The organism is Thermaurantiacus tibetensis (assembly GCF_015354055.1).
Classification (GTDB): Bacteria; Pseudomonadota; Alphaproteobacteria; order Sphingomonadales; family Sphingomonadaceae; genus Thermaurantiacus; species Thermaurantiacus tibetensis.
In genome coordinates this window covers 67,088-81,376 of record NZ_JACHTM010000004.1, presented here as the reverse complement: position 1 = coordinate 81,376, position 14,289 = coordinate 67,088, and the positions used below count along the sequence as shown (strand labels likewise).

At 72.0% G+C, this 14,289-nt stretch carries 11 protein-coding genes; 9 read left to right on the top strand and 2 right to left on the bottom strand.

Going from position 1 to position 14,289, the window contains the following annotated elements; translation table 11 throughout:
* Positions 1–86: 86 nt before the first annotated feature.
* Positions 87–770, bottom strand: a complete 684-nt coding sequence (locus tag H3H34_RS10875) for a hypothetical protein (protein WP_194745318.1) — start codon at positions 768–770, stop codon at positions 87–89.
* Positions 770–1,078 carry a DUF1330 domain-containing protein gene (locus H3H34_RS13905; protein WP_194745317.1) on the bottom strand — a complete coding sequence of 103 codons (309 nt, stop codon included), beginning with the start codon at positions 1,076–1,078 and terminating at the stop codon, positions 770–772. Before H3H34_RS13905 ends, H3H34_RS10875 begins: the two co-directional genes overlap by 1 nt.
* Before the next feature lie 177 nt (positions 1,079–1,255).
* On the opposite strand from H3H34_RS13905, the gene H3H34_RS10865 reads away from it, so the two are divergent.
* The 9 genes from H3H34_RS10865 to H3H34_RS10825 all read left to right on the top strand — a co-directional run bounded on the left by H3H34_RS10865 (position 1,256) and on the right by H3H34_RS10825 (position 14,254).
* Complete coding sequence (locus H3H34_RS10865; RefSeq protein WP_207790912.1) at positions 1,256–3,742, top strand: TonB-dependent receptor; 2,487 nt, start codon at positions 1,256–1,258, stop codon at positions 3,740–3,742.
* A 73-nt stretch (positions 3,743–3,815) separates the two neighbouring features.
* A complete protein-coding gene (locus tag H3H34_RS10860) occupies positions 3,816–5,015 on the top strand; it encodes an MFS transporter (RefSeq protein ID WP_328831892.1) in 1,200 nt (399 codons plus the stop codon).
* Entirely contained in the window at positions 5,012–6,055 is a 1,044-nt protein-coding gene (locus H3H34_RS10855) for a nitrilase-related carbon-nitrogen hydrolase (protein WP_194745316.1), read from the top strand. Before H3H34_RS10860 ends, H3H34_RS10855 begins: the two co-directional genes overlap by 4 nt.
* 43 nt (positions 6,056–6,098) lie before the next feature.
* A complete protein-coding gene (locus H3H34_RS10850; protein WP_194745315.1) occupies positions 6,099–7,319 on the top strand; it encodes a class I SAM-dependent methyltransferase in 1,221 nt (406 codons plus the stop codon).
* A 1-nt stretch (position 7,320) separates the two neighbouring features.
* Positions 7,321–7,686: a hypothetical protein gene (locus tag H3H34_RS10845; RefSeq protein ID WP_194745314.1), complete on the top strand. Its 366-nt coding sequence runs from the start codon at positions 7,321–7,323 to the stop codon at positions 7,684–7,686.
* 40 nt (positions 7,687–7,726) lie between these two features.
* Entirely contained in the window at positions 7,727–8,311 is a 585-nt protein-coding gene (gene plsY / locus H3H34_RS10840; RefSeq protein ID WP_194745313.1) for a glycerol-3-phosphate 1-O-acyltransferase PlsY, read from the top strand.
* A complete protein-coding gene (gene dprA / locus H3H34_RS10835; protein WP_194745312.1) occupies positions 8,308–9,420 on the top strand; it encodes a DNA-processing protein DprA in 1,113 nt (370 codons plus the stop codon). The genes plsY and dprA overlap by 4 nt, the downstream gene beginning before the upstream one ends.
* Positions 9,421–9,515: 95 nt before the next feature.
* On the top strand, positions 9,516–12,098 hold the full coding sequence (gene topA / locus H3H34_RS10830; protein ID WP_194745311.1) for a type I DNA topoisomerase: 2,583 nt from the start codon (positions 9,516–9,518) through the stop codon (positions 12,096–12,098).
* Positions 12,098–14,254 (top strand): ribonuclease R family protein, encoded by a 2,157-nt coding sequence (locus H3H34_RS10825; RefSeq protein ID WP_194745310.1) that lies wholly within the window; start codon positions 12,098–12,100, stop codon positions 14,252–14,254. Before topA ends, H3H34_RS10825 begins: the two co-directional genes overlap by 1 nt.
* Positions 14,255–14,289 lie beyond the last annotated feature (35 nt).

The following is a 14,289-nucleotide window of genomic DNA, read 5'->3' as shown; positions in this document are numbered from 1 at the left end:
GGGCATGAAGGGGGGAGCCGTTTTCCGAAGAGGCGACCGGGCGGCGCTGCCGTGTCGGCACGTCCGTCCCTCGGCCCCCGCGCGGGCTAGGTGCCGGGCTTCACCACGCCGACGTAGCTGGTGACGAGTAGGAGCGCGTAGACCGCCAGCACGAAGATGCGCGTGCGGTCCATGGCCGCGCGCAGGGGCACTTCGGTCGCGTCCGACGAGCCGTCGCGAATGAGGGCCACCAGCCGCGGCCCGACTGGCCTGAAGGCGATGTCGATGAGGATGGCGGCAACGAAGATGAGCCCGAACAGCAGCGCCTTCCAGGCGACGAAGCCGGGCAGCGGGCCGCCGTTGCGCAGCGACAGCAGGCCGAGGAGGAGATAGAAGCCGGCCAGCCCCCAGCGCAGCACGCCCTCGAGCTGCCGGCAGCGCGCGGCAAGCGGCGTCTGGTCGTTGAGATGCGCCACCCACACCAGCGCCAGCCAGAAGAGGCCGATGCCGAGCGCCAGCGCCGGCAGCTTCCAGTCGAGCCCCGGCCACCAGCCGCCGGCCGCGAGCAGCGCTATCGAGGAGGGCACCATCAGCGCCCAGGCCGAGCGCGGGCCCATGTCGAGCGCGACGAGGAGCTTCAGCAGCACGAGGCGCGTCTCGAGGCTGTAGGCGTGGCGGCGGCGGAAGTGCTGGCCAAGCAGGAACACGCCGATGTCCCCGCCCAGCCAGACGACGAGCAGCAGCACGTGGAGCCAGACGAGGACCGGGTAGGCCGACTCGAGCAACGCCATCAGCGCGCGCCTTCGAAGATGGCGACGTGGAAGTCGCCGGCGCCGGCCCTGAGCGGCTTCACCCTCTCCTGGTAGTCGGGGTCATGCCAGAAGGCCCTGACCGCCTCGACGCTCGGGAACTCGGCGACCACCACGGCGCGCCCTTCCCAGCTCTCGAGATCCTCGACCGGCCGGCCGACGAGGAGGTAGCGCCCGCCATGCCGGGCATAGAGGCCGGTCTCGGCCAGCGCCCGGTTGTAGGCCGCCATCTTCTCCCGGTCCCGGACGGTGGCGGTGACGACGAGATAGGCGGAAGGGGAGTCTGCCACGGAAACCTCGCTTTTGCTGGACGGCTGTTGCACGGATGCACTAGGCACAAGCGGCCTGCCGAGTAAAGTTGTCCGGACAAATGCCGCACGAGGAGAAGGCGGCGCGTGCGCAGGGGTGCCGGGGCCTTCGCAGTCCGGGAGCGGGGGGCCGCGCCGGAACAGGACGGGAGCTTGGCCATGCGGAAGATCGTGCGTTCGTGCCTGCTTGCAGCAACGGCTCTCGGGCCGTCTGGAGGTTCCGCCCTCGCCCAGCAGGTCGAGGCGCAGCCTGGCGCCCTGCCGGAGATCGTGGTGACCTCGCAGCGCCGCGAGGAGAGCCTTCAGGACGTGCCGCTCGCCGTCTCGGCCTTCACCGCCGACACGCTCGAGACCCGCGTCATCTTCAACACCCTCGGCCTTCTCAACTTCGTGCCGAACATGTTCGGCTCGAACAACACGGGCCTCGGCTCCGCCAACGCCTACTACATCCGCGGTCTCGGCAACACCGAGACGATCGCCACCTTCGACCCCCCGGTCGGCACCTATGTCGACGAGGTCTACCTCTCCCGCCAGAACGGCAACAACTTCGGCTTCTTCGACGTCGAGCGGATCGAGGTGCTGCGCGGACCGCAGGGCACGCTCTTCGGCCGCAACACCACCGGCGGCGCCGTCAACGTCATCCTGAAGCGCCCGGGGGACGAATTCGGCGGGTTCCTCGAGGCGGGCTACGGGGCCTACGGCCGGGTGCTGGTCCGCGGCTCGGTCGACCTGCCGCTGTCGGAGGCCATCCAGGTCAAGCTCTCGGGCTACTGGAACGACGACAAGGGCTATGTCCGCAACACCACGACCGGCGAGCGCCTGAATGACAACGACATGCTGGGTCTGCGCGCGGCGGTGCAGCTCAGGGCCACCGAGCGGCTGACCTGGAATGCTGCCGTCGCCTGGATGGAGGCGAACGGCGAGAACCTCTTGAACTTCACCTGCGATCCCCGGAACCCGACCAACTGCGCGGGGCGCTTTGTCACCACCGGCATGCGGGAAGGCGGCCCGGCGGGCGGCCGCTACACCCAGACGGTGACGGGCCGGAAGGCGAACTTCGGGCTCGGCAACGAGGTCGGCACGCTCCTCGTCACCTCGAACATCGAGTGGGCGGGGGACAATCACCGGCTCTCGATCATCACGGGCGTCGTCGACATGAGCCAGGACTTCGCCCTCGACTTCCAGGACGGCCGGGCGTCGCCGACCGCTGCCAACCCATTTCCGGCGGTGCGCGGCTTCACCAACGGCGGCTTCGCCATCCTGAACGCCGGCAGGCACCAGCAGTTCACCCAGGAAGTGAAGCTCGACGGCAGCCTGTTCGGCGGCGTCGTGGACTACGTCGCCGGCTTCTACCTCTACGACGAATCGAACCAGACCGACTTCGCCGACCTCTTCACCCTCGACATCGGCTCCCCCACCGGCCTGCCGCTGCTGCTGGCGGACCGGATCCTCGTGAACGACACCAAGGCGCAGGCGGTCTACCTCCAGGCCGACGTCAAGCTGACCGACCAGCTGACGGTGACGGGTGGCGTGCGCTACACTGATGAGACCAAGACCGCCCAGCTCCTCGACAACCGCGCGACCTGCGCCGTCCTTCCCAAGCCGCCGACCTGCCTCGGCGCCAGCCTCGTCGCCTCGAACGGCACGCCCATCCCGACCCGGCTGGAGACACGCAAGTGGACACCCCGCTTCGTGGTCAACTGGAAGCCGGAGGAGGATCTCCTCTTCTTCGCCAGCGCGACCAACGGCTTCAAGTCGGGCGGGTGGAACGCGCGGGCAACCGCGAACAACCTCTTCCTGCCCTTCGACCCGGAGTTCGTCTGGAGCTACGAGGGCGGCGTGCGCTCCCAGTGGTTCGGCAACCGGCTCCAGGCCAACCTCACCGTCTTCTGGCTCGACACGAAGGACCTGCAGACGCCGTCTGCCTTCCAGAACCCGGCGACCGGCGCCATCACCTTCATCACCCAGAATTTTGCCGACTATGTGAACCGGGGCGTCGAGCTCGAGCTGACCGCGAGGCCGCTCGATCGGCTCAACGTCTATGCCAACCTCGGCTACCAGAAGGACAAGTACAAGGTCTCCGATACGCTGGCACCCAACCGGTTCGGCGTGAAGGCGATCCGCCAGCAGCAGGCCGACTGCCGCGCCCAGCTCGCTGCCGGCCGCATCCCGCTCGGGGTCGGCGCCGACAATGCGCCCGACTGCGCCGCCGGCATCGTGACCGCCACCGGCGACATCGCCACACCGGTCCGCACGCCAGACTGGAGCCTCTCCTTCGGCGGAACCTACGACTTTCCCTTCGAGCGGTCGGGCGTCATCCTCTCGCCCTCGGTCAACGTGACCTGGCGCTCCAGTCTCGAGCAGGGAACGGCCAACGCCACCATCTTCTCCGGCTCGATCCGGGCACCCTCGGGCGCACTTTACCCGGCCAACCCGTTCAGCGGAGACGTCATCACCGGCTCGCGCACGGACTCGCACTTCCTCGTGTCGGCAAGCCTCGCGCTCCGCACCGACGACGACAACTGGCTTCTCGCGCTCGAGTGCGACAACTGCTTCGACACCGAGTTCGGCCAGTCGAGCCTCGTCAACTACACCTACCTCAACCTGCCGCGAACCTGGCTGGTGCGCCTGAAGCGGAAGTTCTAGTCGCTTGGCGGGCGCGGCAGGACCGGCGGGCGCGGCCGCGCCCCAGGCCAGCGAGTTCCGGCGGGGATGGCCGGTGCTCCTCGCCTGCCTGCTGGGCGTCGCGACAGGCGCCTCGCCGGTGCCCTACAACAGCATCGGGTTCTTCATGCCGGAGCTTGCCCGGGAATATGGCTGGAGCTTCGGCGCCATGTCGCTCGGCATCACCATCTTCGGGGTGCTCGCCGCCTCCCTCGCCCCCCTGTTCGGGGCCATGGCCGATCGCCATGGCGCGAGGCCCGTCGCGCTCGCCAGCCTCGGGCTGTTCGGCCTCGCCTTCGCAAGCTTCGCCCTGATCGGCACGTCCATCTGGACCTATTACGCCATCTGGGTGCTCGTCGGCTTCGTCGGCATCGGCTCCACCCCCGTCACCTTCTCCCGCATCGTCAACCTCTGGTTCTTCCGCAACCGCGGCCTCGCGCTCGGCATCATGCTGATCGGCACCAGCCTTGCCGCGCTCGTCATCCCTCCGCTCGTCACCTGGGCGATCGGCGCGCACGGCTGGCGCACCGCCCATCTCGTGCTCGCCGCCCTTCCCCTGCTCGTCGGCCTCCCCGTTGGCCTCCTGCTGCTCCGCGAGCCGAGGGAAGCGGAACGCCCGCAGGGAGACGTCTCCGCAGCCGCAGGCATCACCTTCGCCGAAGCGCTGAAGGACCGCCGCTTCTGGGCGATCTTCGCCTCGATCTTCCTCGTCGCCTTCGCCTATGGCGGTGCCCACATCCACATGCCCGAGATCGTCAAGCTCCATGGCTTCACGCCCGAGCGGGCCGCCAACATCATGCAGATCCTCGGCCTCTCCATCCTCGCCGGCCGGCTCGTCACCGGCTTCCTCCTCGACCGCTTCTGGGCGCCGGCGGTCTGCCTCCCCATCCTCTGCCTGCCGGCCATCGCCACCGTGGCGCTTGCCGGCACCAGCCCCGACTTCGCGGTCGCCGCCGGCGCCGCCTTCCTGCTCGGATTTGCCGCAGGGGCGGAATCCGACCTCATCGCCTATCTGGCCAGCCGCTACTTCGGCCTGGCCCACTACGGCCGCATCTACGGAACGCTCTACATGGCCTTCGCCATTGCGTCTGCCATCTCGCCGGCTGTCTACGGCCGGGTCAGGGATCTCTCGGGCAGCTACGACCCGATGCTGTTCGCGGCTGCCGGCCTTTTCGTCGGCGGCGCTCTGCTCCTGCTCACGCTCGGCCGCTACCCTGTCCTGAAGGCGCCCGGAACCGTGCCTGCCGCCGCATGATTTCGCCCTATCTCGCCGTTGCGATGCAGCTGACGGCGCGGAGCGTCGAGGCAGCCCCGGATGCCGCCGCCGCCCGTGCCGGGATCCTCGCCCACATCCGCGAGCTCGAGACCGAGCTGGCCGGAACCCGGGACTTCCTGGAGAAGTTCTCGGGCACGCCCATGAAGCTCGCGGTGCTGCCCGAGTATCTCTTCACCGGCTTCCCCACCGGCCGCGTCCCCGACTTCCAGGCGCGCGGGGTCTTCGCACCCGACGGCCCCGAATATGCCGCGCTCGGCGAGATGGCGAAGCGGCTCGACCTCTTCATCGCCGCCAACGCCTACGAGAGCGACCCGCACTTCCCCGGGCTCCACTTCCAGGCAAGCGTCGTCCTCGCCCCGTCGGGCGAGGTGGTGCTGCGCTACCGGCGGCTCAACTCGATGTACACGCCAAGCCCGCACGACGTGTGGAGCGAATACACCCGCCACTATGGCCCCGAGGCGATCTTCCCGGTGGCCGACACCGCAATCGGCCGGATCGCGGCGATCGCGAGCGAGGAGATCCTCTACCCCGAGATCGCCCGGGCGCACGCGCTGCGCGGCGCCGAGATCTTCGTCCATTCCTCCTCCGAATCGGGGAGCCTCGTGCCCACCGCCAAGCAGATCGCGCGGCGTGCCCGCGCGCTCGAGAACCTCGCCTGGGTGGTCTCTGCCAACACCGCCGGCATCACCGGGGCAGGGATCACCGGCGCGAGCGCCGATGGCAACTCGGCCGTCATCGACTGGCGCGGCACCGTCCTTGCCGAGAGTCTCTCAGGCGCCAACTGCAACGCGTTTGCCGAGGTGGACATCGAGGCCGCCCGCCGCGCCCGGCGCAAGCCGGGCATGGCGAACTATCTCGCCCGCCAGCGGCTGGAGCCGTTCCGCGACACCTACGCCGGCGTCGTCCAGCCGGCCGACAGCCTGCTCGAAGACGGCAAGGTCCGCGCGCGGGCGCCGGGGGACGCCGTCCAGATCTTGCGCGAAGTCATTGAACGCCGCGCACGCGAAGGGTTGATCTGAGGCGCTCGCGCGCCAGATTCGGACGATGATGAGGAGCCCGCCGATGACCGCCCAGGACGTCCCCCCGCCTTACACCGAGGTCGCCCGCCACGCGATGTTCCCCGAGCCGACCCACGACGAGGTGGCGCGGTTCAACTTCCTGGCCAACCTCAACCGGCACCTCTCGGGCGCGCTCGGCGCGGGCAACCGCCTGGCGTGGGAAACGCGCGTGCGCCCCGCCTTCGTCGCCGCCCACGGCCGCGAGCCGAAGGACCGCTTCGAGGTGCGCCACGCGATGAACCGGGACCCGTGGCACCGCTTCTGGAGCGCGCTCAAGCGCAACAGCATGGAGATGCGCCAGCAGAACGGCCGCTCCATCGTGCTGCGGCAGGCCCACGCGCTGGCCGAGCGGGCCGCCGCCCTCAACGCCGGCTGCGACACGCTCGAGCTCGACCCCTCGGTCGAAACGCCGCGCTACCAGGCGGCGGTCGACATCCACTGCATGCCGGGAAGCTATCACGGCGAGCTCTTCCCCGGCGACGTCTCGGCCGGGGCCAACTATGACTGCGGGATCTTCGCCACCACCGGCGGCGCGCTCGGCGCGCTCTCCGACGGCGGCGGCCAGGCCATCGCCCGCTGGGTGCGCGAGGAGCGCCCGGGCTGGAAGCCGAAGCGCATCCTCGACATCGGCTGCACCATCGGCCACAACGCGGTGCCAATCGCCCAAGCCTTCCCCGAGGCGGAGGTGTGGGCCGTCGACACCGCCGCCCCAGTGCTCCGCTACGGCCACGCCCGGGCGCGGGCGCTGGGCGTCACCAACATCCGCTTCGTGCAGATGAACGCCGAGGATCTCTCGCGCTTCCCGGACGGCTTCTTCGACTGGGTGCAAACGACCATGTTCCTGCACGAGACCAGCGGCAAGGCGCTGCCCAGGATCATCGCCGAGGGCGCGCGCGTGCTCGCGCCCGGCGGGCTCATGCTCCACCTCGAGCAGCCCAACTACACCGATGCCATGCCGCTCCTCGAGCAGTTCCTGCGCGACTGGGACGCCTTCAACAACAACGAGCCCTTCTGGTCGGCGATGCACGCGCTCGACCTGCCCGCGATCCTCGAGGCGGCCGGGCTGCCGCGCGAGAGCCAGTTCACGGCGCGGGTGAAGGCCGTCGTCGACCGCACCATCTTCCCCGAGGCGCCGACCGGCGCCGCCGAGGACCATGGCCGCGCCGCCGTCTGGGACGCCTATGGCGCCTGGAAGCCCGCAGTCGAAGCCCGGAAGGCCGCCTGAGATGAACGCTTCCTCCGATTTCGACCCCATCCTGCTTGCCGGGGCGAAGGCCAAGGGCAAGCGCCCGGCCTATTTCGACGACCCGGCGATCGACCGGCTGCTCTCCATCCTCATGGCGGTCGCCGGCGAACTCGCCGTCACCCGCGAGCGGCTCGACACGCTCGAGCGCCTGCTCGAGGCGAGCGGCTACCTCGACCGCCAGGCGATCGAGACCTACCGGCCGGACCGCGAGACCGGTCTCGCCCGCAACCGGCTCCAGCGCGAATATGTGGCGCGGATCCTCCGCGGCCTGCAGCAGGAGCTGGAAGCCATGGCCGAGGCCGAGCCGGAGGTGGAGACCGTCGTCCGCGAACTGCGGGACAGCTGACACCCTTTCCTGCCGGGCGCGTCACGAGTAGCGGGCAGGCGTGGACCTGCTGTTCGCGCTCGGCCTCGGCTATCTCCTCGGCTCCGTCCCCTTCGGCCTGCTTCTCACCCGCTTGGCCGGAGCGGGCGACATCCGCGCCATCGGCTCGGGCAACATCGGCGCCACCAACGTGCTGCGCACAGGGAAGAAGGGCCTCGCTGCCGCCACCCTTTTCCTTGACGCCGGCAAGGGGGCAGCCGCCGTGCTGCTCGGCCGCCACTTCCTTGGCGAGCCCGCCGCGCTTGCCGCCGTCCTCGGGGCCTTCGCCGGCCATGTCTGGCCCGTCTGGCTGGCCTTCCGCGGCGGCAAGGGCGTGGCAACCTTCCTCGGCTCTGCCCTCGCGCTCCTCCCGCTCGCGGGTGCGGGCTTCGCGGCCGCCTGGCTTGGCGTCGCGCTCGCAACCCGCATCTCGTCGGCCGGCGGCATGGCTGGCGGCTTCGCCGCCGCCGCCGCGGCCCTCGCGCTCGGTGAGACCCGCGCGGCGCTGCTGTTCCTGCTGCTCGCCCTCCTCGTGCTCTGGACCCACCGCGAGAACATCGCTCGTCTCCGGGCCGGCACCGAGCCGCGGATCGGCACCCGGCGATGACGCTTGCGCCTGCCGAACGGCTGGCCCGTCTGCGCCTCGCCCGCACCGAGGGCGTAGGCGCGGTCGGCTTCCATCGCCTCCTCGCCCGCTTCGGGAGCGGCGAGCGCGCCGTTGCCGCCCTGCCCGACCTGTGGCGGCGCGAGGGGCGGGAGCTCGCCCCGCAGGCGCTGGCCGAGGATGAGCTCGCCGCCGCCGACCGGCTCGGCGCCCGCCACGTGTTTGCCGGCGAGGCAGCCTTTCCGCCGCGCCTTGCCGCCCTTGCCGATCCGCCGCCGGTGCTGCTGGTGAAGGGCGACGCCGCGCTGGCAGCGAGGCCCACGGCCGGCATCGTCGGCGCCCGCAACGCCAGTGCCGCAGGCCGCCGGCTTGCCGAAGCCATGGCCCGGGAACTGGGGCAGGCCGGCTTCGTCACGGTCTCCGGGCTTGCGCGGGGGATCGACGCGGCGGCCCACCGGGGCGCGCTCGCCACCGGCACCATCGCCTGCGTCGCCGGTGGCCTTGACGTCGCCTACCCGCCCGAGAACGCCGCGCTCCAGGAGGAGATCGGCGCGTTGGGCCTCCTCGTCTCGGAAATGCCGCCCGGAACCGAGCCGCAGGCGCGCCACTTCCCGCGCCGGAACCGGCTCATCGCCGGGCTCGCCGAGGGCCTCGTCGTCATCGAGGCCGCGCTCGGCTCGGGCTCGCTCATTACTGCGCGCCTCGCCGGCGAGGCGGGGCGCGAGGTGATGGCGGTGCCCGGCCACCCGCTCGACCCGCGCGCCCGCGGCGGCAATGCGCTGCTCAAGGCCGGGGCGACGCTCGTGGAGGACGCCGCCGACGTCATCGCCGCCCTGCGCCCGTTCGCGCTGGCCGGCGCGCGCGCTCCGGAGGCACCCCCCGCGCCGGCTGCCGCGCCCGAGGCCCGGGACGCCCCCGAGGCCCCGGCCGACTCGCGCCCGGCCGATGCCGCGGAGCGCCTCGCCGCGCTCCTCTCGCCGGTGCCGGTGCCCATCGACCTTCTCGTCCGCGAGAGCGGCCTTCCCGCAGCGCAAGTCACTGCACTCCTCACCGACATGGAGCTTGCCGGCACCGTCGTGCGACACTCCGGCGGGCGCGTGGCGAGCGCCTGACGGTTGCCGAGCGCCGGCAGCGCGGCTAGGGCGCGCGGCACTTCGGCCCGGGGAGCGGCGCCGGGGGCGGGGAGGCTTGAGGGCTCAGCAGCGGGATGGACCTCGTCATCGTCGAATCGCCGGCCAAGGCCCGGACGATCGAGAGCTATCTCGGCCCCGGCTACCGGGTGCTGGCAAGCTACGGGCACGTGCGCGACCTCGTGGAGAAGGACGGCAGCGTCGACCCCGAGCACGACTTCGCGATGCGCTGGGAGGTGGCCGACAAGCGCTCGAAGGAGCAGGTGGCGCGAATCGTCGCCGAGGCGAAGACGGCCGACCGGGTGCTTCTCGCGACCGACCCGGACCGCGAGGGCGAGGCCATCTCCTGGCATCTCGCCGAGCTTCTCTCTGCGCGCAAGGCGGTGCCGAAGGGCGGCCTCGCCCGCGTCACCTTCAACGCCATCACCAGGGATGCCGTCAGCCGGGCGATCGCGGCGCCCCGCGCCATCGACCAGGCCCTCGTCGATGCCTATCTCGCCCGCCGGGCGCTCGACTATCTCGTCGGCTTCACCCTGTCGCCCGTGCTGTGGCGCAAGCTTCCCGGCGCGCGCTCGGCCGGCCGGGTGCAGTCGGTGGCGCTCAGGCTCATCTGCGAGCGCGAGGCCGAGATCGAGGCCTTCGTGCCGCGCGAATACTGGACCGTCGACGGCCTGTTCGAGGGCTTCTCGGCGCGGCTCGTCGCGCTCGACGGGAAGAAGCTCGGCAAGTTCGACCTGCCCGATGCCGCCACGGCAGATGCCGCGCGCGCGCGCGTCTCCGCCGCCGCCTTCCGGGTCACGGCGGTCGAGCGCAGGCCCGTCACCCGCAACCCGGCCCCGCCCTTCACCACCTCCACCCTCCAGCAGGAGGCCGCGCGCAAGCTGGGGCTCTCGGCAGCGGAGACCATGCGGCTTGCCCAGCGTCTCTACGAGGCAGGCCACATCACCTACATGCGCACCGACGGGGTCGCCATGGCGCCCGAAGCCATTGCTGCCGCGCGCGCGCTGATCGCCCGGGACCACCCCCCGGACTTTCTGCCCGAGCAGCCGCGCGCCTATTCGGCGAAGGCGAAGAACGCCCAGGAGGCACACGAGGCCATCCGCCCCACCGACTTCGCCGCAGGGCCGGCGAAGCCCGGCCTCACCGGCGAGGAAGCCCGGCTCTACCGGCTGGTGTGGACGCGGGCGGTCGCCTCGCAGATGGCCTCGGCCCGGCTCGAGCGCACCACCATCGACCTCGTCTCGGAAGACGGCGGCGTGACGCTGCGCGCGGTGGGCTCCGTCATCATCTTCCCCGGCTTCCTCGCCCTCTATGCCGAGGGGCGCGACGAGGAGGACGAGGAAGATGGCCAGCGGCTGCCGGCGCTGGCGGTCGGCGACCGGCCGCGCCTTCTCGAGGCGAAGGCCGTCCAGCACTTCACCGAGCCGCCGCCCCGCTACACCGAGGCCTCGCTCGTCAGGAAGCTGGAGGAGCTCGGCATCGGCCGCCCCTCCACCTATGCCGCCATCCTCGAGGTGCTGAAGGACCGCGCCTACGTCAGGCTCGAGAAGAAGCGCTTCCACGCGGAGGAGAAGGGCCGGCTGGTCACCGCCTTCCTCGAGCGCTTCTTCGAGCGCTACGTCTCCTACGACTTCACCGCCAGCCTCGAGAGCCGGCTCGACGACATCTCGGCGGGCGAGGCCTCCTATCTCGAGGTGCTGCGGGCCTTCTGGGAGGACTTCCGGCCGAAGACCGAGGAAGTGCTCGCAGCCAAGCCCTGGGACATCGACGCCGCGCTCGACTCGCACCTCGCCCCCATGCTGTTCCCGCCCCGCGGCGACGGCACCGACCCGCGCGCCTGCCCCGCCTGCGCCGACGGGCGGCTTGCGCTTCGCGTCGGCCGCTACGGCCCGTTCATCAGCTGCTCCAACTACCCCGCCTGCCGCTACCGCCGGGCCTTCGGCGCCCACGGCGAATCGGCGGGCCCCATCGTGGTAGGTACGCTCGAGACCGGCGAGCGGATCGAGCTCCGCTCGGGCCGGTTCGGCCCCTACCTCCAGTGCGGGGACAAGCGGGTCTCGGTGCCGAAGGACGTGGGCACGCCGGATGAGGACATGGCGCGCCGGCTGCTTGCCCTGCCGCGCGCGCTCGGCCTCCACCCCGAGACGGGCAAGCCCGTGGTGGCGAAGCTGGGCCGCTTCGGCCCCTACCTCGAGCACGACGGCAAGTCGGCCAACCTCGCCTCGACCGAGGAGCTGCTCACCATCGGCATGAACGCGGCAGTGGTGAAGCTGGCCGAGGCAGCGGCGCGGCCGCGCGGCAGCCGGACCGCGCCTGCGCCGCGCGCCGTGCTTGGCACCCACCCCGAGACGGGCGCCGAAATCCGCCTCATGGACGGCCGCTACGGCCCCTACGTCACCGACGGCACCACCAACGCGACCCTGCCGAAGGGCGTGACCGAGCCGACGCTCGAGGACGCGCTTCAGCTTCTGGCCGAGCGCGCGGCGGCCCCGGCGCGCAGGGGCAAGCGGGGGAAGCCAGCCGCGAAAACACCCTCGAGGACCCCGCCCAAGGCCGCGCCCGGGGCGGACGCGCCGGCCGAGGCAAAGACGCGGACAACGGCGAAGGCGGCAAAGGCCGGGGGCAAGGCCCCGGCCCGGCGCAGGGCCGCGGGCGCCTGATGCCGCTTCCCGACCGCGAGGCGATCCTGCGCTTCGTGGCCGAAGCCGGAGCCGATGTCGGCCGCCGCGAGATCGCGCGCGCCTTCGGCCTGCGCGGCGAGGAGCGGGTGGCACTGAAGGCCCTGCTGCGCGAGATGGAGGCGGAAGGGCTCCTCGCCGCCGGGCCGGGCCGCAGCTACCACCGCGCGGGCGGCCTCCCGAAGGTGACGGTGCTGAAGGTGGTGGCGGCAGACGGCGGCCGCGTCCAGGCGGTGCCGGAGCGCTGGGCGGGCGAGGGCGCGCCACCCCGGGTCGCAGTCGACAGCCGCCGCGTGCGCCTCGCGCTCGGAGACCGCGTGCTCGCCCGCATCGCCGAGGAGGGCCAAGGGTTCCGCGCCAGCCCCATCAAGCGGCTGAAGCGCGGCGAGACCGAAGTGCTGGGCATTGCCCGCAGCATCAACGGCCAGCTCCGCCTGGTGCCGGTCGACCGGCGTTTGCGGCACGACTTCGCGATCTCGGCCGAGGCGCCGGTCCGGGTGGGGGAGCTTCTGAAGGCCGAGGTCCGCGGCAGCGGCGCCCGCGCAGTTGCCCACGTGACCGAGCGGCTGGGCGACCCGTTCGCCGACCGTTCGCTCTCGCTCATCGAGATCCACGCCAAGGGCCTTCCCCACCGCTTCTCCGCGGAAGCCCTTGCCGAGGCCGAGGCCGCGGCCGGCCTGCCGCTCGGGCCCCGCGAGGACTGGCGGCACCTCCCCTTCCTCACCCTCGACCCGCCGGACGCGCGCGACCATGACGACGCCGTCCAGGCCGAGCCGCTCCCCGACGGCGGCCACCTGCTCCGCGTGGCGATCGCCGACGTGAGCTTCTTCGTGCGCCCCGGCTCGGTGCTCGACCGCGAGGCCTTCACCCGCGGCAACTCGGTCTACTTCCCCGACCGCGTCGTCCCCATGCTGCCCGAGGCGCTCTCGGCGGGCGCCTGCTCGCTCAAGGCCGGGGCCGACAAGGCGGTTCTCGCCTGCGAGCTCCATCTCGGCGCGCGCGGCACGGTGCGGCGCTTCTCCTTCCACCGCGCCGTCATCCGCGTCGCGGCCAACCTCGCCTACGAGGAGGCCCAGGCCATCGTGGACTCGGGCGCCGGCGCGATGCTGCCGCTGCTTTCGCCGCTGTGGGCGGCGTGGCGGGCGCTCGACGTGGCGCGCAGGCGGCGCGCGCCGCTCGAACTCGACCTGCCCGAGGCGCGCGTCGTGCTCGACGCGGCCGGCAACGTGGCCGACGTCAGCGTCCGCGAGCGGCTCGACGCCCACCGCGTCATCGAGGAGATGATGATTGCCGCCAACGTCGCGGCAGCACGCCAGCTCGAACGGAAGAAGGCGCCCGTCATGTACCGCGACCACGAGCCGCCGAGCCGCGACAAGCTGCTGGCCCTCAGGGACTATCTCGAGACCTTCGGCCTTCCGCTCGCGCTCGGCCAGGTCATCACCCCGGCGCTCTTCAACCGGGTGCTCGAGCGCGCGCGCGGCCACGAGGAGGCGCAGGCGATCGCCGAACAGGTGCTCCGCACCCAGACGCAGGCCTACTACGGCCCGGCGAACACCGGCCACTTCGGCCTCGCGCTCGGCTCCTATGCCCACTTCACCTCGCCGATCCGCCGCTACGCCGACCTCCTCGTCCACCGCGCGCTGGTCGCAGCGCTGGGGTTGGGCGAGGGCGGGCTGCCCGAAGGCGCCGGCCGGCGCTTCGCCGCCATCGGCGACCACATCTCGATGACCGAGCGGCGGGCGATGGAGGCCGAGCGCGACACGCTCGCCCGCTACATCGCCGCCCACCTCCACCGCCGCGAGGGTCAGACGGTGACGGTCCGCGTGACGGGCGTGCAGAAGTTCGGCCTGTTCGCCACCGTCGACGGCCTCGGCGGGGATGGCCTGCTCCCCGTCTCGGCGCTGGGCCCCGAGCACTTCTGGTTCGACGAGGCTGCGCGCGCGCTCGAGAGCGAGACGAGCGGCACCCGCTACCGGGTGGGCCAGCGGCTCGAGGTGACGATCGCCTCGGCCGACCCGGCGACCGGCGCCGTCCTCTTCGCCCTGCCCGGGGTGGCGGCACCGCCCCGGCGCGAGCGGCGCGGGCCGCCACCGCCGCGCCACGCCCGCTTCCGCCGCGAGCGGTCCCGCAAATCTTGACTGCCGCCCCCCTCCCGCCTATCGGCTCGCCGCTC